At 68.3% G+C, this 18,090-nt stretch carries 17 protein-coding genes and 4 pseudogenes; 11 read left to right on the forward strand and 10 right to left on the reverse strand.

Annotation, left to right across the window (positions count from 1 at the left end):
• Nucleotides 1-115: 115 nt before the first annotated feature.
• Complete coding sequence (locus JOC24_RS32025; protein ID WP_205023958.1) at nt 116-280, forward strand: hypothetical protein; 165 nt, start codon at nt 116-118, stop codon at nt 278-280.
• A gap of 34 nt (nt 281-314) precedes the next feature.
• Here the strand turns inward: JOC24_RS32025 and JOC24_RS32030 are convergent, their stop codons facing one another.
• A complete protein-coding gene (locus tag JOC24_RS32030) occupies nt 315-1,526 on the reverse strand; it encodes a hypothetical protein (RefSeq protein WP_205023959.1) in 1,212 nt (403 codons plus the stop codon).
• A gap of 193 nt (nt 1,527-1,719) precedes the next feature.
• Between JOC24_RS32030 and JOC24_RS32035 the strand changes: the two are divergent.
• A pseudogene (locus JOC24_RS32035) lies at nt 1,720-2,008 on the forward strand (transposase); the annotation flags it as partial.
• A gap of 4 nt (nt 2,009-2,012) precedes the next feature.
• Here JOC24_RS32035 and JOC24_RS32040 read toward each other — a convergent pair.
• Nucleotides 2,013-2,609, reverse strand: a complete 597-nt coding sequence (locus tag JOC24_RS32040) for a TetR/AcrR family transcriptional regulator (RefSeq protein ID WP_307792798.1) — start codon at nt 2,607-2,609, stop codon at nt 2,013-2,015.
• Between the two features lie 16 nt (nt 2,610-2,625).
• On the opposite strand from JOC24_RS32040, the gene JOC24_RS32045 reads away from it, so the two are divergent.
• The 3 genes from JOC24_RS32045 to JOC24_RS32055 all read left to right on the forward strand — a co-directional run bounded on the left by JOC24_RS32045 (nt 2,626) and on the right by JOC24_RS32055 (nt 5,452).
• Nucleotides 2,626-3,888, forward strand: coding sequence for an amidohydrolase family protein (locus JOC24_RS32045; RefSeq protein ID WP_239581337.1), 1,263 nt, complete (start codon nt 2,626-2,628; stop codon nt 3,886-3,888).
• Complete coding sequence (locus JOC24_RS32050) at nt 3,885-4,739, forward strand: alpha/beta hydrolase (RefSeq protein WP_205023961.1); 855 nt, start codon at nt 3,885-3,887, stop codon at nt 4,737-4,739. Before JOC24_RS32045 ends, JOC24_RS32050 begins: the two co-directional genes overlap by 4 nt.
• Nucleotides 4,740-4,909: 170 nt before the next feature.
• Nucleotides 4,910-5,452 carry a hypothetical protein gene (locus JOC24_RS32055; protein ID WP_205023962.1) on the forward strand — a complete coding sequence of 181 codons (543 nt, stop codon included), beginning with the start codon at nt 4,910-4,912 and terminating at the stop codon, nt 5,450-5,452.
• A 327-nt stretch (nt 5,453-5,779) separates the two neighbouring features.
• On the opposite strand, the gene JOC24_RS32060 is transcribed toward JOC24_RS32055, so the two are convergent.
• The 5 genes and pseudogenes from JOC24_RS32060 to JOC24_RS33630 form a co-directional block, all read right to left on the reverse strand.
• Nucleotides 5,780-6,091: a transposase gene (locus JOC24_RS32060; protein WP_205023963.1), complete on the reverse strand. Its 312-nt coding sequence runs from the start codon at nt 6,089-6,091 to the stop codon at nt 5,780-5,782.
• 109 nt (nt 6,092-6,200) lie between these two features.
• Nucleotides 6,201-6,980 carry a response regulator transcription factor gene (locus JOC24_RS32065; protein WP_205023964.1) on the reverse strand — a complete coding sequence of 260 codons (780 nt, stop codon included), beginning with the start codon at nt 6,978-6,980 and terminating at the stop codon, nt 6,201-6,203.
• The gene (locus tag JOC24_RS32070) at nt 6,977-8,128 is read right to left on the reverse strand and encodes a sensor histidine kinase (RefSeq protein ID WP_239581339.1); all 1,152 of its coding nucleotides are present in this window, start codon (nt 8,126-8,128) and stop codon (nt 6,977-6,979) included. Before JOC24_RS32070 ends, JOC24_RS32065 begins: the two co-directional genes overlap by 4 nt.
• A gap of 88 nt (nt 8,129-8,216) precedes the next feature.
• Entirely contained in the window at nt 8,217-8,846 is a 630-nt protein-coding gene (locus JOC24_RS32075; protein ID WP_205023965.1) for a hypothetical protein, read from the reverse strand.
• Between the two features lie 307 nt (nt 8,847-9,153).
• Nucleotides 9,154-9,533 (reverse strand): annotated as a pseudogene (locus tag JOC24_RS33630) (ATP-binding protein).
• An 848-nt stretch (nt 9,534-10,381) separates the two neighbouring features.
• Here JOC24_RS33630 and JOC24_RS32080 point away from each other — a divergent pair.
• The 4 genes and pseudogenes from JOC24_RS32080 to JOC24_RS34105 form a co-directional block, all read left to right on the forward strand.
• Nucleotides 10,382-10,720 (forward strand): MerR family transcriptional regulator, encoded by a 339-nt coding sequence (locus JOC24_RS32080; protein WP_205023966.1) that lies wholly within the window; start codon nt 10,382-10,384, stop codon nt 10,718-10,720.
• Nucleotides 10,721-11,641: 921 nt separating this feature from the next.
• Nucleotides 11,642-12,010: a transposase family protein gene (locus JOC24_RS33635; protein WP_307792804.1), complete on the forward strand. Its 369-nt coding sequence runs from the start codon at nt 11,642-11,644 to the stop codon at nt 12,008-12,010.
• The gene (locus JOC24_RS33640; RefSeq protein ID WP_239581341.1) at nt 11,904-12,476 is read left to right on the forward strand and encodes a transposase; all 573 of its coding nucleotides are present in this window, start codon (nt 11,904-11,906) and stop codon (nt 12,474-12,476) included. Before JOC24_RS33635 ends, JOC24_RS33640 begins: the two co-directional genes overlap by 107 nt.
• A 335-nt stretch (nt 12,477-12,811) precedes the next feature.
• Nucleotides 12,812-13,003 (forward strand): annotated as a pseudogene (locus tag JOC24_RS34105) (ISL3 family transposase); the annotation flags it as partial.
• 124 nt (nt 13,004-13,127) lie between these two features.
• Here the strand turns inward: JOC24_RS34105 and JOC24_RS34110 are convergent.
• The 3 genes from JOC24_RS34110 to JOC24_RS32100 form a co-directional block, all read right to left on the reverse strand.
• Nucleotides 13,128-13,514 carry a hypothetical protein gene (locus JOC24_RS34110; protein ID WP_307792799.1) on the reverse strand — a complete coding sequence of 129 codons (387 nt, stop codon included), beginning with the start codon at nt 13,512-13,514 and terminating at the stop codon, nt 13,128-13,130.
• Nucleotides 13,515-14,085: 571 nt separating this feature from the next.
• Complete coding sequence (locus JOC24_RS32095; protein WP_205023967.1) at nt 14,086-14,823, reverse strand: ABC transporter permease; 738 nt, start codon at nt 14,821-14,823, stop codon at nt 14,086-14,088.
• Between the two features lie 2 nt (nt 14,824-14,825).
• Complete coding sequence (locus tag JOC24_RS32100) at nt 14,826-15,749, reverse strand: ATP-binding cassette domain-containing protein (RefSeq protein WP_205023968.1); 924 nt, start codon at nt 15,747-15,749, stop codon at nt 14,826-14,828.
• A 109-nt stretch (nt 15,750-15,858) separates the two neighbouring features.
• On the opposite strand from JOC24_RS32100, the gene JOC24_RS32105 reads away from it, so the two are divergent.
• Both JOC24_RS32105 and JOC24_RS32110 read left to right on the forward strand, forming a co-directional pair.
• Nucleotides 15,859-17,076: a sensor histidine kinase gene (locus JOC24_RS32105; protein ID WP_205023969.1), complete on the forward strand. Its 1,218-nt coding sequence runs from the start codon at nt 15,859-15,861 to the stop codon at nt 17,074-17,076.
• Nucleotides 17,077-17,081: 5 nt separating this feature from the next.
• Nucleotides 17,082-17,740 (forward strand): annotated as a pseudogene (locus JOC24_RS32110) (response regulator).
• The last annotated feature ends 350 nt before the right edge of the window (nt 17,741-18,090 follow it).

Genomic DNA, 18,090 nt, shown 5'->3' on the forward strand with positions numbered 1-18,090 from the left:
GCCCGATTGACCCCCGTCGAGTACGAAGCCATCATGACCCCACCCGCAGCCCTGGCTGCATAACCCCACTGTCACCTACGCGTGCAGCAGTCCCAACCACGGTATGCCCGGGTCCATGACCGCTACGGCGCAGTGCGGGGGCGAGGCGGCCAACTACGCAGCCGTGGGGACGCAGGACATTCCAGGGGTCGATGTCGCGGCCAGACAGCGGATGCTGAAACTGTTCGCCCAGGACGAGGTGCGGCGGCGAGGCTGCACCGGCCTGCGTTTCCACTTCTGACGGGCATTCGGGCTGGACGTGCTCCCGGCCAGGATCAGACCCGCAACCAGAGGGCGCGGACGTAGGCGTCGTCCGTCAACTGCTTCATGGCGGCGGCACGACGTGCAGGGACACCGCGGTCCCTGGCCCAGCCATCCAGCACACGGAGCAGCTGGTGCCGCCCGTCCATAAGGTCGCCTTCCATCGGCCCCGACACCGGACGGTCCGCTATGTCTCCCATGACAGGGCGGGAGTTCAGCTGCTTCTCAGCAGGCCGAAAAGTACCGAGGGTGTGTCGGCGGACAGACTTGTCGAACGCGGCGAGGTCGGGGATGGTGCCGTCCGTGGCATATCCCGCGCGGTGCTTCATGAGCGAACCTATGTGATCGGCGGCATGCTGAACGTCACGGTCGGGCCCGTTCGTCGCCTTGGAAAGGTTGTCCGGGCGCGATGGGGGGCGGAAGTCCGGGTTCCCCCCGCTGTCGGTGAAACGCTCGAGAAGGTGGGCAAAATTGGCCCGCTCGGCGTCGTAGAGAATCGCGAACGCCTCCGGATCCTTGCTGAGTTCCGAGACCAGGGACTCAATGTCCGCCTCCACGTCAGGACTGCCGTCGGTGTATCCGAAAACGGCGTGAGCCTCGCCAGGGGCAAGGAAACGCCCGTACCTCGACCAGCCCTGGCTGTCCGGTCGTGCCTCCTCCGATGAAACCGCCGGCCCGGGGAATCGATCCCCACCCCACCCTCGGTTCTCCCCGGCATCCACCACGTACTCGGCCACCATGCGAGCCAGACCCGGCGCGAGGCCCTTCGGAAGCTCCAGGCCATGCACGGCGGCAGCCACCGCATAGGCTGCCCGCGCTTGGGCCTCGCTGTGGGGCCTGCCAGGAGCAGGGGAGCCCGTAGCGGCGTCCACGAGCCGCCCCAGGACCTGGGCACCGTCATTGCACACGGTGTTGTGCCTCAGGAGCTTCCGTGCCGATCCGATCCGGGCAAGACCATCTCCTGGGTCGAGAAACTCGGTTGCTGCATGCGGGTCGTCCACGAGAGCTCGAGTTGCGGACGTCACCTGATGGCAGGCGTCCTCGGAGTCATTGGAACCGCGCATGACAAGAGGAATCGTCACCCCTGCAGCCAGGACCACGAACGCGGCCGCGCAGAGGGCCAGCCGGTGCCCCCTGAAACCGCCTAGCCTGCCGCCGCGGCCAGTGTCGCCGGCGCTGTCGACGAGCGAGCTCTGGCTGTCGTCCTTGCTTCCCCCATCACGCATCCGGGCAGACTAGCGACCGTCGGTACACCGATGCCTGCCGGGGGAGCGGTTCTCCCGCCCGTTCCTCACGGGGAGCAGATGCACTGCGCTCCAAATCCCATCAGGGACCGGACTTCTTTGGTCCCTCTCCCGTTCAGTCCCTGAACAAAACCACAGGTCAGAGCGATCCGATCGGGACTCAAGGTACCGAAGGGACCAAAACTTTCTCATGAAGAAAGGCCGGTCCTCGGCGGGCGTGCAGCGGCAGTACACCGGCACCGCCGGACGTATCGAGAACAGTCAGATCGGCACATTCCTGGTGCACCGATCCCGAACGCCGTCAGGCGGCCGGCATTCCCGGCGAGGTGCAGTTCGCGACCAAACCCCGCTTGGCCAGGGAGGTGATCGCTGCCGCACTGGGCGCCGGGGTGGAGGCACCGTGGGTGACCGGCGACGAGGCATACGGGCAGGACACGCAGCTTCGGGCCGCCTCGGAGGCGCGAAGGCTCAACGTTCCGGACGTGATCGTGGAGCGGCTCGGCCCTCGCGCATGCGCAAGATCAAGGTGCCCGCGTCCTCCGAGCGGGTTCCGGGAGTGAGGAGTTCCTGCAGGAGGAGACCGCGAATCGCGGCAATGGTGATGGTGGCCACCTCCCGCGCGTCCTTCGCCTCGAGCCCTTCACGTTCCGCGAGTGAGGACAGCATCACGGTCAGGTCGTCGATCGACTCCACGAACTCACGGAAGTCGTCGGGTGCGTACGCGGCCAGTCCGACGACGTAGAAGAAGCCGCGGACACGCGACAGCTGCTCCGGCCGGGTGTAAGCACGCCAGATCGCCCCGACGAAATCGTCGAAGGTGCCTTGCTTGGCAGCCTCCAGAAGTGCCTCGTTGTCACGGGATCGCTGGGCCGTGAGCATGGCGGCCAAGACGCCCGGGAGTGACCCGAAGTGGTAGCGCAACAGGGCGTGGCTGGACTCGATCCGTGCGGCGATCTCACGGAGCGACATCTCCGGCGGGGGAAGGGCCTCACCGAAGACGTCGAGAAGCCGTACCAGGAGTCGCTGGCGCGCGCTGCCGTTGGATTGCGAGGTTGACAGGATCACTTCCACAGTTTATCCATTGGAAAAGAAGGTTCGCAACGGCGGAGGATCGACGATGAGACCTGCTCATGTGGCCGGCGCGACGGTCATCGACGGATCAGGGAGCGACCCCAGCAAGCTCGGCCTCACGATCGAGAACGGCCGAATCACCCGCCTCGGCGTCTCCAGCGCGCACGGCGAGCGTCTCGATGCCGAGGTACTGACGATGACGCCGGGTTTGATCGACGCTCACGTCCACCTGGGCCTGTCGAGCCCGATCCAGCCGCACTTCTCGTTTCAGATCAGCGCCGCCGAGGTCGCGGCGGACATCTTCGCCACGGCCGGCGCGACGCTCGACGCCGGCTTCACCACAGTTCGCGACACCGGGGGAATCGACGGCGGTGTTGTTACCGCGATTGAGAAGGGCAAGGTCAGAGGGCCGCGCGTGCTGTCGTGCGGACCTGTTCAGTGCCAGATCGGCGGGCACGGCTTCTACGGAGCCGAATGGGAACCCACCGAGCTGTGGAGCAGCCACCACATCCCGGGGCCGTGCGCCCTGTCGATGATGGCGGGCAACGCGGACGAGCTGCGACGCAACGTCCCCGAAGCCTTCCGTAGCGGAGCCTCCTTCCTGAAACTCTGCGTGACCGGCGGAGTGGTGAGCGGACACGATCGACTGACCGAAGCCCAGTTCACCGGCGAAGAAATCGCTGTCGCAGTTCAGGAAGCTGCGGCGCGGAACACCTATGTGACCGTCCACGCCCACCACAACCAGGGCATACGCGATGCGGTCGAGGCCGGAGTGCGCTGTGTCCGAGCACGGCACCAGCCTCGACGAATCCACAGCGGCCGTTATTGCCGATCGCGAGGTTGTCCTCGTGCCCACCTTCGCCGCCGTCCAGCAACTGCTGCACGACACCGCCGGAGCCGGCCTCGCCGAGTCGACCCGCGACCGGGCAAAGGGTGCACGCGAGCAGATGACGCATGCGCTCGCTGTCGCCAAGCACGCAGGAGTACAGATCGGGCTGGGTTCCGATCTCATCGGTCCGGCCGGGACCGTCGCGGCAAAGAACTCAGCCTGCGCGCAGCCCTCGAGACGCCGATGGAAGCGCTCGTGGCGGCGACCCGGACCAACGCCGAGATCCTCGGCCTGTCCGGCCAGGTCGGTGTCATCATCCCCGGCGCGCGGGCAGACCTCGTTCTTTGGAACGGCAATCCGCTGGAAGACCCGGAACTGTTCTCCGACCCCACCAACGCCGTCCTCGTCATCCAGGCCGGCAGAATTGTAAAGGACTTCAGATGAGCACCATGTGGCAGGGCTGCCTCCCCCACACCGACTACTTCGAGATGCGCTCCAGCGGTGGGCACGACTACGGCGTCTGGGTCACCACGCCACCGAACTACGACCCTGCCACAGCGCCAGCGCCTGTCGTGTACGTGCTCGACGGCAACTGGGCCGTGGGCATGACCGCCCCACTCATCGTCACGCAACTGGACCCCATGCAGGCGATTCAGCCCTACGTCCAAGTCAGCGTGGGCTACGCGGGCGAGGACGCCGAGCGCTGGGAGCGGTTGCGCAACCGCGACCTTGTGCCGCCCGGCGAACCCATTGCGAAGAAGTACATCGATGCGGTGGAAATGGGGGTCGAAAGGGGTGTGACGACTCGCGAGCAAGCCGACGCCTACCTCGCTGAATTGAGCGACAGCCGCGGGGACATGTTCCTGAACTTCCTTACCGACGACCTGCACCCGCGAATCGAACGCGACTACGGCACAGCCCCGGGCGGTCACGGTCTCTTCGGCTACTCCTATGGCGGACTCTTCAGCCTCTACGCCTGGCTCACCAAGAACACCTTCTTCGAGAGCATCGGCGCGGGCAGCCCCGGCATCGTCAATGCGGACAGTCAGGTCTTCGCTCGGCTTGAAGCCATGGGTGACACCCTGCCCGACACCAAACTGCACGTGACCTTCAACGAGCAGGAGATGCTCGGAGACCTGGCGGTCTACCAGGATCTCGCGAAGAACGCGGCCACGTTCCTTCACCGCCTCACCTCACGCGGCGGATCAGTCACCAGCGCACTCATGCACGAGACGCATGTGACCGGGCTGCAGGCATCGTTCCTCAGCTACCTCAGGACCTGCCGCGCCCAGTGAGCCTGGACGCCGCAGCTCTCCTTCCGTCCCATGTGAGTCGACTTCTCTGGAAGTGTGCGGGTGGCCGAGCGTGACATCGTGAAATCCGGGCCCCGAGAATGGGCGCCATGGCCGACAACACGCTGTGAGTAGGCGTACTGACCGCAGGCACCGCGGTGCTGGCGAGCTGGGTGACCAGCCAGGGCACGGCGCGTGCCGCCCGGATTCAGGCTGAGACGACGGCTGCGGTCCAACGGGCGGATCAACGGCGCACTGCGCGGCGTACCGCCTACGCCGACGTCATCGAGCAGGCGCAGAAGATTGGCGACCTGTACTGGAAGGTCAACGACGCCCACGCAGACCCGGATCCCGAGTCGCGCACGGCCACGCTCAAAAGACCTTCGGCTACGGCTGCGCGACGCATACGCAACGCTGCGCCATCTCGTACGAGTGGTGGAGCTGGAAGGGGGCCTCAGGAGGCCGCAGCGGCCGCCGACCGGCTACGGCGCTCGACGTCTGGCAGCTACCAGGCGCTGGAGGACCTGATCAGGGGCGAAGCGGACGCGATCCAGCGGTTCAACGAGTGCTACGCCCCCTTCTGGGAACGGGTCGTAGCACTCGTGGCCATCGCGCGGGATGTGCTCCAGGAGGGTGCCGTCCCGGCGCTGGTTCCCGCACCCGCCCTCCTGGCACGCCAGCGATGGGTCCGGCATCGGCCGAGGGCAGGAGAATGAGCAGGTCCGCCAACCGTCAGCCGTTCGCGTAGGGACAGCAGCCGGTCCAACGCGGTCGTCCCTCTCGCCGGTGAGTGGATCGTGGGCCGGACGCTCCATGGGATCCACAACCACTACGAGCTGCTCCTCGACGCCAGCCGTAGGTTCCGCGCGATCCCGCATGAACCTCGGTGATCTGCTCGGTCGGCTCGGCATCCCGCACCGCACGAGGACCGGGCAGGCCGGAGCGACGGGCGTAGAAGGCGGTCCGGGAGACCTTCATCAGCTCACACGCCCGTTTGACGCTGTGACCTGCCTGCTTCTCCGCCTCGATGAACGGGTGCACCGTCACCGGGTCTCCTTCGCGAAGAAAGCCGTGGCCCGCTTCAGCACGTCGACTTCCTCGCGCAGCCTGCGGTTCTCCCGGCGCAACACGGCCAGTTCCTCGCGCTCACTGCTGGTCAGCCCGTTGCGCTCGCCCGTGTCCACCTCGGCCTGCTTGACCCAGTCCCGCACCGCGGTCCCGGTCAGTTCGAAGTCTCTGGCGACCTGCCCGACCGAGCGGTCGCCTCGTCGGCACAGACCGACGATCTCGGCCTTGAACTCCGGCGTGAACGAACGACGAGGGCGTCGAGGCTTCTTCTTCCCCATGCTCTCCATGATGGACATCCTCCCGGGGCTGAACCCCAGATCTCGAATGTCCGTCAAAGCGGATCAAGCCCAGTACGGGTCATCGCCAAACCGGCGAACAGTCCATTTCGCGTCGCCACTACCTCTCAACGCCTCCAGGCCGCCCACGAAGTGGGGCTGCTGCCGTCGCCCTGGCGGAGCCGGAAGAAGACGCCCTGGCCACGGAGTTCATCGGGTCCCTTCGGCCCGGTACCGCCAGCCCTGCCTCATAGGCCGTGATCACCGCCTGGATGCGGTCACGGAGACCGAGCTTGGCAAGAATGTTGCTGACGTGGGTCTTCACGGTGTGTTCGCTGATGACCATGGTCACGGCCATCTCCGGGTTGGTGAGGCCGAGGGCGAGCAGGCGCAGGGTCTCGGTCTCGCGCGACGTGAGGGAGTCGAGGCGCGGGTCGGGGAGCAGCGGCACCGCTGTGGGTGCGCTGGTGCAGTGGGTAATGAGCTTGCTGGTGACGGAAGGCGAGAGGAGGGAATCGCCGGCCGCGACGACCCGGACCGCGTGGGCGAGATCGTCGCGCCGGACGTCCTTGAGGAGGAAACCGCTCGCGCCCGCGCGCAGCGCCTCGAACACGTACGCGTCGAGGTCGAATGTGGTCAGGATGATCACGCGGGTGGCGGTGGTAGCGCAGATCTCGGCTGTGGCGGTGAGGCCGTCGGTGCCTGGCATACGAATGTCGAGCAGTGCGATGTTCGGGGCGTGGGCCCGCACCGCCGCGATCGCCTCGGCGCCGTCGGCGGCCTCCGCGACGACCTCGATGTCCGGCTGGGCGTCCAGAATCATCGTGAAGCCGGCCCGGACCAGTTCCTGGTCGTCGGCGACGACCACGCGCAGCGGCCCGGCCGCCGTGCCGCCGCTCATGACGGAAGGAGGAGAGGGAGGCGGGCGCGGACCCGGAAGCCTGGGCCGTCGGTACGGGGACCGCATTCGGCGGTTCCGCCGCACGAACGTGCACGTTCCCGGATGTTGATCAGGCCGTGGCCGCCGGAGGGCAGGGAACGGACGGGCCGCTGTCCGGTGGCCACGCCGTCGTCGGTTATGTCGAACTGCACGATGCCTTGGTCTTCCTGCCAGTGGAGGTGGAGCCGGGCGCGGTCGGTGCCCGCATGCCTGACGATATTGGTCAACGCCTCCTGGACGATACGGAATGCAGCGGTCTCCACGTGCGGGGCGAGCAGAGGGTGGCCGGCCCCGTCAGGCTGCGGGTACCCGACGGTGATTGCCGAGCCGTCGGTCTGCGTGCACTCGACCGTGAGGCCCGATCCGGCGGTCAGGACGGGTAGATCGGCGAGGGTGGGCTGAGGGGTGCGCTCGGGCTGTGGGGCCCGGTCCGGGCCGAGCACCTTGAGGATCCCTCTGAGCTGCACCATCGCATCGCGCCCCGCACCCGCGATGGCGTCGAAGGCACGCTCGGCGCGAGCCGGGTCCGTGGCCAGGACTACGGGTCCGGCCTCGGCCTGGACGACCATCAGGCTCACCGCATGGGACAGGATGTCGTGCATGTCCCGGGCGATTCTGGCCCGTTCGGCGAGTGCGGCCTTCTCCACTTCCGCCAGACGCTCACGCTCAAGCCGTTCGGCGTGGGCCCGGCCGGCCGCGGCTGCCCTGCCGAGCGCGTAAGCCGCGACGCACAGCACGCTCATCCGCAGCCCGGATTCGGAAGAGGCGAGCGCAAAACTGCCGAGTACGGTCGCAGCGACCACCGTGTTACGGGCCCACCGCCCCGACCGCTCGGCGACCGAGTGGATCGCCACCACACCGGCGTACCAGACCGGTTGAGGCGGCACCTCGCCGACGTAGTCGTAGCTACTGGTCGCCGCGAGGCTCACCAGCAGTACCGGTATCGGGTGGCTCCGCCGCCAGTACAGCGGCACTGCCGAGGCCAGTACGACCAGGACACCCCACCCGCTCCACGGCCCGCCGCCCCCGCCGGCCCGCGCGGCGAAGGGCCAGAGCTGGGCGGCGGCCACCAAGGCCGTGAGCCCGGTGTCGACCGCGCGTGGGGACAAGGCGCGAAGCCGCCCCCGTATCCGGTCCGCCCCCACGCCAACGTCTCTCCAGATCACAGATCCCCCGGTCACAGTTCTCCCTGACGCGTCACCGCGCACCGCCCACCGCCGGGTGCCCCTTGCCACGGTCGTCCGCCGTACCGGGGGCGGCCTGCTGCGACTCCATCACCCGCGCGATCTGCGCGAAGGAGATGGACAGTAGCAGCGCACCGACCGGGATCAGATCCTTGTCGGCCAGCGGCATCACCAGGTCGGCAAGGACGAGGACCACCGTCCACGGCTTGACCACCCTGACGACGGCCAGCCGCACGATGAGGGCGAGCATCCCCACATAGAAGAGGTACGGGCCGAAGTCGTAGACGATCGGTGCTACACCGGGCACTTCCGAGGCCCGTTCCGTGAACAGGGACATCTCCAGGTGGTCCGCGGACACCGCCCCCGCCACCAGATCGATCCCGAACTGCATCAGGAGGACGGTGACTCCGGCCGTCGCCGCCCAGTACGCCACCGCCGCGACTCGGTCGCCTGAGGGGGCGAGCCCCCTCAGCCAACGGAACACCACCGCGAAGAGAACCAGCGCCGCGCAGAACGCCAGATGCCCGATGGTCCAGGCGGGGCCGGGGCCTCGCTCGCCGTCCAGTCCGTCCGCGATCCGGAACAGGCCGTAGGTGAAGGTGAGCGCGGGTACCGCGAGCATGACCATACGACGGTTCATCATGAACTACCCAACTCCAGGGTTCGCCGGTGCTTCGGTGCGCCCGGCGGGAACACCACTCATCCTGGAGCGACCGACCTCCTGGCGGATCGCCGGAGCGAGGGGTCTTCGCCCTCCTCCGCGCGACGGATACGGCCGCCACTGCGGTTAGCGGTCGCGGTCGATCAACTTCCGCAAGTCAGGGGGCGCTGAAGGAGGAGCAAGGAGGCCTAGTGATTCGCTCCGTGGGAGTGCGGGAGCGTGACCGCCGCACGGTGCCGTCTGCTCGCTGCCGAGTTTTTGATCTCGGCCGTCCCCCACGCCAGGTGCGCTACCGGGGAAGGAGGGCGCTGACGGTCTTGCCGCCAAACGGGGCGGGGGTGACCGCGGTGGCGTGGGCGAGCCGGTTGACCATGGGCCAGCCGAAGCCGCGGTGCCTCCGTTCAGGTCGGGGGTACGCATGCGGGGCGCCTGGGGGCTGGCGTCGCGGGCGGCCACCTCGATGCTGTCCGGATGCTCCTTCAGGTGCAGGGCACAGGTGCCGCCACCATGGCGCAGGGCGTTGGTGCCGAGTTCGGAGGCGACCAGGACCACGGTGTCGGCCGCGATCGGGTGGAGGAGACCTTCGAGGAAGTCCCGGGCGCTCTCGCGGGCGTCGGCGACGGATGCCGCGGAGCGGGTGGGTGCGATATTGACGCTCATGATGTCCATCGGGGCACCCTGGTTTCTGGATCGTCAAGGCGGCCCGGCTCTGCCGACTCGGTGCTCGTGCCCGGCCCGTGGCCCGTTAACCCAGTGGCGACGTTGCGTCTGTCCCCTCCACTGCTCGACGTCGGTTACTTCACTGTGAAACACCCGGAAATCTATGTCAGCCGTAGTAGACATTGCGCGGTGGTGTGGTTATGGTTTCTCTCGTAGCCCAGTGAGACAGCAGAGCCTGGCAGAGACGAACTGCCGGGCAGCAGTACAAGTAGTTGCAGTTCAGCAGGTCGGTGCGGCGGTGGAGTTGCGAAGCCAGGGTTGTTGCAGGACGGCGACGGGACTGACCCCGGACCGGGTGGCCCGCAGTGATCAGGGGCCACCGCGAGCAGTACCGCAGTTCGCAGTGTCAGTGGTCCCTCGGTAAAAGGCGTCAGGCTGCGGCGCGCGTACCGGGAAGTTCGGCAGTGGGGTTCCAAGCCAGAGCAGACGCACGACGGGCGACGGGGCTGGCTGCCGAAGAGTGGCGCTTGACCAGCCACGAGCAGTTCGCATCACCAGCAGTACCGAATGAGCAGTACCCGCAGTTCGCAGTTGATCCCCAGAGGGAAGAACGGGGGAGTTGAGCGCCATCAGGATCGCCCGGACGGAGTGCTGAGTCCGGGTACCGCAGGACATCGTTAGTGAGGTGGTCTCCGGTCAAGCAACCGCGATCCCCGCATCCCCGACAGAGTTCAGGTCGGGTCAGCGGAAACAGAGGGCCGGCGCAGTATAAGGGCCGGCAGATGGTGTAGCAGTTCCTTCGGGGCCCTGGTGCCATAGGCGCCAGGGCCCCTCCACGTGCTCCAGAAAGAGGTGCGATGACCGCAGACGACTCCTTCGGCCGTCTCGACGACGACGACTACCCCGCCTACACCATGGGCCGGGCCGCCGACATGCTCCACACCACCCAGGGTTTCCTCCGCGCCATCGGCGAAGCCCGCCTCATCACCCCGCTCCGCAGCCCTGGCGGACACCGCCGTTACTCCCGCTACCAGCTGCGCATCGCGGCCCGAGCGCGTGAGCTCGTCGACAACGGGACCCCCATCGAGGCCGCCTGCCGCATCGTCATCCTCGAAGACCAGCTCGAAGAGGCGCAGCGGATCAACGCCGAGTACCGCCGCTCCGCCGAATCGGCGAACCCGCCGACCGCGGCCTGAAAGGGCCAGGGCCTCTCCCAGAACTTCGCAGCCGCCCAGCATGCCGCCCGGAACGCAGAGCGTTCCGGGCGACTCCGTTTCGAGTCGGCTGACAGCGGAGAGCTACGAGGGCGGCGCCGCGCTGTGCCAGCTCATGTGCAAAAGCGGTCGCCCCTTCCACGGCCTGGCGTTCCCGCTCCTCACGCTCAGCCTGTTTCCGAGCGAGGCGCTGGGCCTCCTCTGCCTCATCCCGGTCGCGGAGGGCCTTCTCTTCGGCCCACTTCCGATCCCACTCCTTTATACGGATACGGGCCTCCTCCACCGCCTTCTTCTGCCGGCGTTCGGCTTCCTCCGCTCTCTGGATCCGCTCCCTCTTCCAGTTCCTTGCGCCGCCGCCTCTTTCCCGCTGCCGCTGAAGCGCCTCGCGCTCCTCCCTGGCCGCCTTTTGGCGCCACCGCATCGACTCGTGTTTTGCCTGGGCGTCGGCCGACTGAAGAACCGCACTCCGTAGCGGGAGCCTTGGCGTGCAGGCCCCACCCGCACTGCGGGCAGATGAGCGGAGGTCGAGGGTGGGCCTTGTGCACCTGGGCCCAGTCCAGTTGGTGCCCAAGATCGGGCAGAGTGGCATCGAGGCGGCCGAGGCCGGCATACAGGGCAGCGAAAGGGATGAATCGCATCTCCCGGCCGGCTTGGTTTCACGAGAGATTGGGTTCTGGCTCACTTCCCGTGGAGCATGCACTCTGAGTGACGATCGTCGGGCGAGCCGGTCCGCGGGAAGATGCCCGGAATTGATCCGTACGGGGTGTGGTGTGGCTGACAGTTCGGATCGTGGAAGAAGTGGCGCTTCGGCCGGAGGAGTTGCTGTTCCCGTCGATATCCGACGTGGTGGTGCTGCCCGTGGCCGTGAACGACGAGGCGGTTCACATTGAGGCCCGAAGTACTGTGGCTGGGGCTATCTGTCCCGGATGCAGGGTCTGGTCACGGCGGATTCACAGCTCCTACCTGCGGTTTCCCGCGGATGTGCCTAGCGGAGGTAGACGGGTCGCTCTCTGTTTACGGGTTCGCCGGTTCCTCTGCCCGGTCACCTCGTGCGGGCGGCGGACCTTCGCCGAACAGCTGCCGGGCTTGACCCGTCGGTACGGCCGGCGGAACGAGCGCATGCGGTCGACGCTGGCCGCTATGGGCCTCGCGCTCGGGTGCTCGCATGGCGAGAGTCTTCGGCGTGTCTGTCAGCCGGAGCACGGTGCTCAGGCTGGTCGAAGCGTTGCCCGACCCCGAAGTTCCAGCCCCGCGGGTAGTCGGCGTCGATGAGTACGCAACCCGCAAAGGCCGACGCTACGGGACCGTCCTGGTCGACGTCGAAAGCCGGCGTCCGGTGGACTTGCTGCCCGACTGGGAGGCGTCCAGCCTGGCCGCTTGGCTCGCGAAACGGCCCGGGGTGAGGGTGGTCTGTCACGATCGGGCACCGTTCTTCGCCGAAGGTGCCACGGCCGGGGCACCGCAGGCGGTGCAGGTCGCGGGCAGGTGGCATCTTTGGCACAACCTGAGCGAGGCTGCAGAGCGGTGCGTCGCAGACCACCGCGAATGCCTGCAGGTACTTGCGCCAGATCCAGCCCAGCCTGCCCCCCCGGTCCGGAGAAGTTCGAAGACCCCTCCGGCTCACCCTGGCCCAGGGGACACCTCTTCGCCGACCGCACCCGCGGCAACCACGCGACCGTCCACAAACTGCTGGCCGCTGGGCTCAGCCGGAGGGCGATCGGCCGCCAACTTCGGATGACCTCCCGCACCGTCAAGCTCTTGGCCGACGCACCCACCCCGGAGGAACTGTTCCACGGGCAGTGGCAGGGCCGGCCATCCAAACTCGACGCCTTCAAGCCCTACCTGGATGATCGCTGGAACCAAGGCTGCACGAACGCCTGGAGGGTATGGGAGGAGATCGTGCCGCTCGGCTATCAGGGCAGCTATCAGCGGGTTCGCGCCTACTTCCGGGAGAAGCGGCTCTCGCCAGGCCCCGTCACCGCTCGGCCGCCATCACCTCGCGTCGTCGCCGGATGGATCCTCCGCCGGCCGGAGACTCTCAACGAGACGGAGCACCTTCGACTCAAGGCCGTTCTGGTCCACTGCCCTGAACTGGACGCCCTCGCCGGCCACGTCCGCTCCTTCGGCCAGATGCTCACCGAGCGCCAAGGCGAACGGCTGCCGCAGTGGCTCGATGCCGTCCGGCAAGATGACCTCCCCGGCCTCCATACCCTCGCAGCAGGCATCGACCGCGACCGCGATACAGTCATCGCCGGCCTCACCCTGCCCTGGAGCTCAGGCGTCGTCGAAGGCCACGTCAACCGGATCAAGATGCTCAAACGCCAGATGTCGGCCGGGCCGGCTTCCATCTTCTCCGCAAACGCGTCCTGCTCTACTCGTGATGCACAGGTCAGACCGCATCATCAAGGAGCCCGAAGCCTTCCGGAAACCCTTCCACGAACTCCCGGCGTGCGGGGTCGGACTCGCTCTCGGCCATCGTCCCGAGCAGACCGATCAGTTCGCTCTGTTGCTCGCTCGACAGCTTACTGACCAGGTGGGTGACACCTTCCAGCACCTTGACGGCGTCGTCCGGATCCATCTGCTCATCTTCACTGCCCTCGATGAACCAGAGGACATCGACCAAGGCCGCGGCCAGGGCGTGAGTCAGAGACGAGTACACGGGCATGAAGGCGGTCTCCCAGCAGGTCACGGCAGCAGAGTCCGGCCATCCCACCACACACCAGTCAGTCAGCCCGCCACGGAAAGTGAGCCAGAACCTCACACGGTTCTGGCTCACTTTCCGGGCTCTGTCGCCATTTGAGCGGTAGCGGCTTCTGGGAGGTGTCGGGCCAGGCGACGGCGGGTTAGGAGGCGGGTCCTGCAGGACTCGGCGCAGCGGGACATCCGGCCCACGCTGTTCTGACGTCGCTGCTGACAGAAGAGCATCATGGCCGGGTACCTGATCAGCTGCGACCTTTGTGATTTCCGACGTTGCCGCTTGCCGTTCGGTTGCCGCCACGCGCCCTTCCAGGGAGTCGCGAGACAAGGGCACCCGGACACCTGTGCGGCTGTGAGCGCAAAGGCCGGCGGTGGCGTTCGGCTTCCCCACTCATTCCCGCCTGCACCGACACACCGGGCCGCCCGTTTCGAGATTCTGCGCCGCCCTGTCCCCGTCCGCATCGACGAAGCCGGAGCACGCCTCGCCTATGTCGCTGTCACCCGTGCCTGTCGCAGGCTCGATCTGGGCGGCCTGTCATGGATGAATGATCACCCCGATGGAACGCTTCTGGCGTAGCCCGTTCAGGGCTGCGGCGTCTCGCGCGGGTGCGTTGTACGGGTCTCACCGCGCCCCTCCCGTTCTGTGCGGCCTACGCGTCTCTTTGCCTCAGAGACCACCACCCTGCCACCACCGCCGCGCCCGTCCACAGTGCCGTCACTCCAAGGCCTGCCCACGGTGCCAGGTCACTCGGCGGGTCCATGTACAGGACTTGCTGTCCTGCGCGGTCGGGGAGGTAGTCGGCGATGGAACCCGACGTCTCGCCCAGGACCATGGAGACGATGAGGATGAACGGGATCAGGATGCTGAGCACGGCGAGGCCGCTGCGCAGCACCGCCGTCAGGCCGGCCGCGAAGAGCGCCATCAGCGCGAGGTAGACGGCCCCGCCCAGGAAGGCGCGCAGCACGTCCCCGTCGCCCAGGCTCAGCGCCGCGTCGCCCAGGAAGGCGCTGCCGCCCAGGAACGACACGAACGTCGTCACCAGGCCCATCGCCAGCGCGAGGCCGGCCACGTTCGCGAGCTTCGCCGCGTAGAACAGGCCCCGGTTCGGCACCGCCGTCAGCGACGCGCGGATGGCTCCCCCCTGGTATTCGGACGACATGGCCATCGTGCCGAAGGAGATCGCTGCGATCTGGCCCAGGTTGAGGCCGAGGAAGACGGAGAAGAGCGGGTCGAAGTCGGCGCTGTCCGTCTCGGAGTCGCCGGTCGCCGCGTTGGCCGCGACGGCGAAGCCGGCCGTCAGCAGGAAGACGGCCAGCAGCGACCACGCGGTTCCGCGCAGGGTCCTGATCTTGATCCACTCGGATCGGAGTACGGCTGCGGTGGACATGTTCAGGCCTCCTGCGGGGCTCGTGCGGAGAATTCCGTGGCGGCAGCGGTGAGGTCGAGGTAGGCCTGTTCCAACGTGGCCTCTTCGGTGGTGAGTTCGAGAAGAATGATGCCCTCCTGGGCGGCCAGCGGGCCGATGGCGTCGATCTCGGCGTCGTCGATCAGCATGCGTCCGTCGTCCGACTCGACGGGGGTGTGGCCGTGCCGCAGCAGCACCTCGCGCAGCCGTGCGGGCTCCGTCGTACGGACGTGGACACGCGGCTTGACGCGGGCCGCGATGAAGTCCTTCGTCGGCGTGTCCGCCAGCAGCCTGCCCTTGCCCAGGACGATCAGGTGGTCGGCGAAGGAGGCAGTCTCGCCCATCAGATGGCTGGAGACCAGCACGGTGCGGTTTTCCCGTGCGAGGCGGCGCATCAGCTCGCGGATCCAGATGATGCCCTCGGGGTCGAGGCCGTTCGACGGCTCGTCGAGCAGCAGCACCTGGGGGTCGCCGAGCAGGGCCGCGGCGATGCCAAGGCGCTGGCGCATGCCGAGGGAGAACGTCTTCACCCGGCGGGACGCCGCGCTCGCAATGCCCGTCAGTTCGAGGACCTCGTCCACCCGCCGGTCGGGGATGCGGTTGCTCGCGGCGAGAGCCAGAAGGTGGCTGCGGGCGGTGCGGGAACCGTGCGGCGCCTGGGCGTCTAGGAGGGCGCCCACATGCCGCAGCGGCTCGTCGAACTGCGTGAACGGGCGGCCGCCGATCGTCGCCGTGCCGGAGCTCGGGCGGTCAAGGCCGAGGATGAGGCGCATGGTGGTGGACTTGCCCGCGCCGTTGGGGCCGAGGAACCCGGTGACCTGGCCGGGCCGGACGGAGAAGGTGAGGCGGTCGACCGCGCGCACCTGTCCGTAGACCTTGGTCAGGTCCTTCACATCGATGGCTGTCATGCTGACGACGATGCCGTGCACAGGAGGGTGTCTGCTTCCCCCGGCGGAGGGAACGTCCTCCCCCACGTGGGGGAGGCACCTGCCCCGCCCCGCTGGGATCATGGCCCTCATGAGGCGTCTCGATCGGCTGCTGCGGCCCGTGTCGCGTGCGGTCACGTACACCCGGTGGCTGCACCTGTTCATGGGCGCGGTGGCCGCCGTGGCGGTGCTCGGGGTGGTCTTCCCGGGCCTTGATGACCCCAGCGCGGACATGTTGCTGCTGCTCTTCGTGCCGTTCCCGCTGCTCGCGCTCGCCGCGTTCATCCCCGGCACCCGGGTCGCCGAGACGATGCAGGCGCGGCTGCTGCTCTACCCCGGGCCGCAGGCACCGCACGAGTATCCGGCGCCGGAGATCGCCGGTTCGCCCTCGGCCTCGTGGGGCGACCGGTGGCGGGTCTTCGTGTGGCTGACCCTGCGGCTGTGGCTCGGCTTCGGGGTCACCGTGGTCACGCTCAACGGCATCGTACTGACGCTGGGTCTGCTGATGCCGTCCCTCTGGCCGCCGTTCGGGCCTGCGCCCATGCTGCTGCCCGGGCGATGGGGGTGGTGGTACCCGCTGCTGGCCCCGCTGTCCGGCGCCGCGCTGGTCGCCGTCGTATGGGGGGCCGGCGCGCTGATGGCCGACCTCGCACCCCGGCTGCTCGGCCCGTCCCCGGCGGAGCAGCTCGCGGAACTGGAGGAGCGGACCGAGCGGTTGCTGGAGCGCACGGGGCTCGCCCGCGAGCTGCACGACACCATCGGGCACGCGCTCACCATCGCCGTGGTGCAGGCGGGCGCGGCGCGCGCGGCCGGGAGGCCGGAGTTCACCGACCGGGCACTGGCCGCCATCGAGGACACCGGGCGCGAGGCGCTGTCCGAACTGGAAAGGGTGCTCAGGCTGTTGCGCGAGGACGCCGACCCGACGGCGCAGCGGCCCACGCTCGCGCACGCCGGTCGGCTGGTGGAGTCGGCGCGCGGGGCCGGGGCCGACGTGACCACCCGGATCGGCGGGGACCTCGACGCCGTGCCCGGGCCGGTCTCGCGCGAGGGCTACCGGATGCTGCAGGAGTGCCTCACCAACGTGCTGCGGCACGCGGGCTCGGTGCCGGTGACCGTGCGGATCGAGGTCCTCGACGGCTTGCTGGAGTTGGAGGTGCACAACAAGCAGCCGGCCGAGTCCGGCGGGTCCCGCGGCGGCGGCTCCGGGCTGCGCGGGCTGCGCGAGCGGGCCGTCCTGCTCGGCGGTGCGGCCGCGTACGGGCCGTACGACGGGATGTGGCGGGTGCATGTCACTCTGCCGCTACAGTGACCGGCATGCCGATCACCGTCCTGCTCGTCGACGACGACGCGCTCGTACGCGCCGGTCTGCGCGCCATCCTGGAGGCGCAGCCCGACATCGAGGTCGTCGTGAGGCGGCGGACGGCGCGGCCGTCATCCCCCTGGTGCGGAAGGTGAAGCCGGACGTCGTCGCCATGGACGTACGCATGCCGCTGATGGACGGCATCGAGGCGACCCGGGCCATGCTGCGGACGGTCACCGACCCGCCGAGGATCCTCGTCATCACCACGTTCGAGGAGGACGAGTACGTCTACGGGGCGCTGCGCGCCGGCGCCGACGGGTTTCTGCTGAAGCGCGCCCGGCCCGCCGAGATCGTGCACGCGGTGCGGATCGTCGCCGAGGGCGAGTCGTTGCTCTTCCCGCCCGCGCTGCGCTCCCTCGCCGCCGCGCACGGCAACGAATCGGCGCGGCGCGCACTGGAGAGGGCCGCGCTCACCGAACGCGAGGGCCAGGTGCTGCAGTTCGTCGCGCGCGGCCTGATGAACGCGGAGATCGCCGCCGAGCTGCACCTGGGCACCGAGGCGGTGAAGACGCACGTGAGCGCGGTGCTGACGAAGCTCGGTGCGCGCGACCGTGTCCAGGCCGTGATCACGGCGTACGAGTCGGGCTTCGTCACCGCGGGCGCGGACAAGTAGTGGCCCCCGGCCGCGCCGTGCGGTGGTCTTCCCGGCGGCCGGGGGGCCGGTGACGATCAGGGAGGGGCGGGCGGTGTGCTGCTGGTGGCGGCCCAGGACCATCAGGGTGCGTACCTGGGTGGTCAGGGTGTCGATGGCCGGGGTGCGCAGGGTGACGAACGCGGAGTGGTAGGCCAGGCGCTGTTGGGTGGTGCGGGGCGGGTCGCCGGGGTGCGGCGGGGCTGGGGGAGGGGTGGTGGCGAAGTGCTGCCAGCCCTGCCAGGTGGTCACCGGCCACTGCTGGTCGGCTGCGTCGTCGTCGAAGGCTTCCCCCACGCTGTTCGTGCTGTTGTCCGGGTGAATGCCGGCGG

The sequence above is a fragment of the Streptomyces sp. HB132 genome, assembly GCF_016909575.1.
Classification (GTDB): Bacteria; Actinomycetota; Actinomycetes; order Streptomycetales; family Streptomycetaceae; genus Streptomyces.

Excerpts from the sequence above, each read along its gene's own strand:
- JOC24_RS32050 (WP_205023961.1), top strand. The coding sequence starts at position 3,885 with ATGAGCACCATGTGGCAGGGCTGCCTCCCCCACACCGACTACTTCGAG.
- JOC24_RS32025 (WP_205023958.1), top strand. The coding sequence starts at position 116 with ATGACCGCTACGGCGCAGTGCGGGGGCGAGGCGGCCAACTACGCAGCC.
- JOC24_RS32030 (WP_205023959.1), bottom strand. The coding sequence starts at position 1,526 with ATGCGTGATGGGGGAAGCAAGGACGACAGCCAGAGCTCGCTCGTCGAC.
- JOC24_RS32105 (WP_205023969.1), top strand. The coding sequence starts at position 15,859 with ATGAGGCGTCTCGATCGGCTGCTGCGGCCCGTGTCGCGTGCGGTCACG.
- JOC24_RS32080 (WP_205023966.1), top strand. The coding sequence starts at position 10,382 with ATGACCGCAGACGACTCCTTCGGCCGTCTCGACGACGACGACTACCCC.
- JOC24_RS32075 (WP_205023965.1), bottom strand. The coding sequence starts at position 8,846 with ATGATGAACCGTCGTATGGTCATGCTCGCGGTACCCGCGCTCACCTTC.
- JOC24_RS32065 (WP_205023964.1), bottom strand. The coding sequence starts at position 6,980 with ATGAGCGGCGGCACGGCGGCCGGGCCGCTGCGCGTGGTCGTCGCCGAC.
- JOC24_RS32060 (WP_205023963.1), bottom strand. The coding sequence starts at position 6,091 with ATGGAGAGCATGGGGAAGAAGAAGCCTCGACGCCCTCGTCGTTCGTTC.
- JOC24_RS33640 (WP_239581341.1), top strand. The coding sequence starts at position 11,904 with ATGGCGAGAGTCTTCGGCGTGTCTGTCAGCCGGAGCACGGTGCTCAGG.
- JOC24_RS32095 (WP_205023967.1), bottom strand. The coding sequence starts at position 14,823 with ATGTCCACCGCAGCCGTACTCCGATCCGAGTGGATCAAGATCAGGACC.
- JOC24_RS32100 (WP_205023968.1), bottom strand. The coding sequence starts at position 15,749 with ATGACAGCCATCGATGTGAAGGACCTGACCAAGGTCTACGGACAGGTG.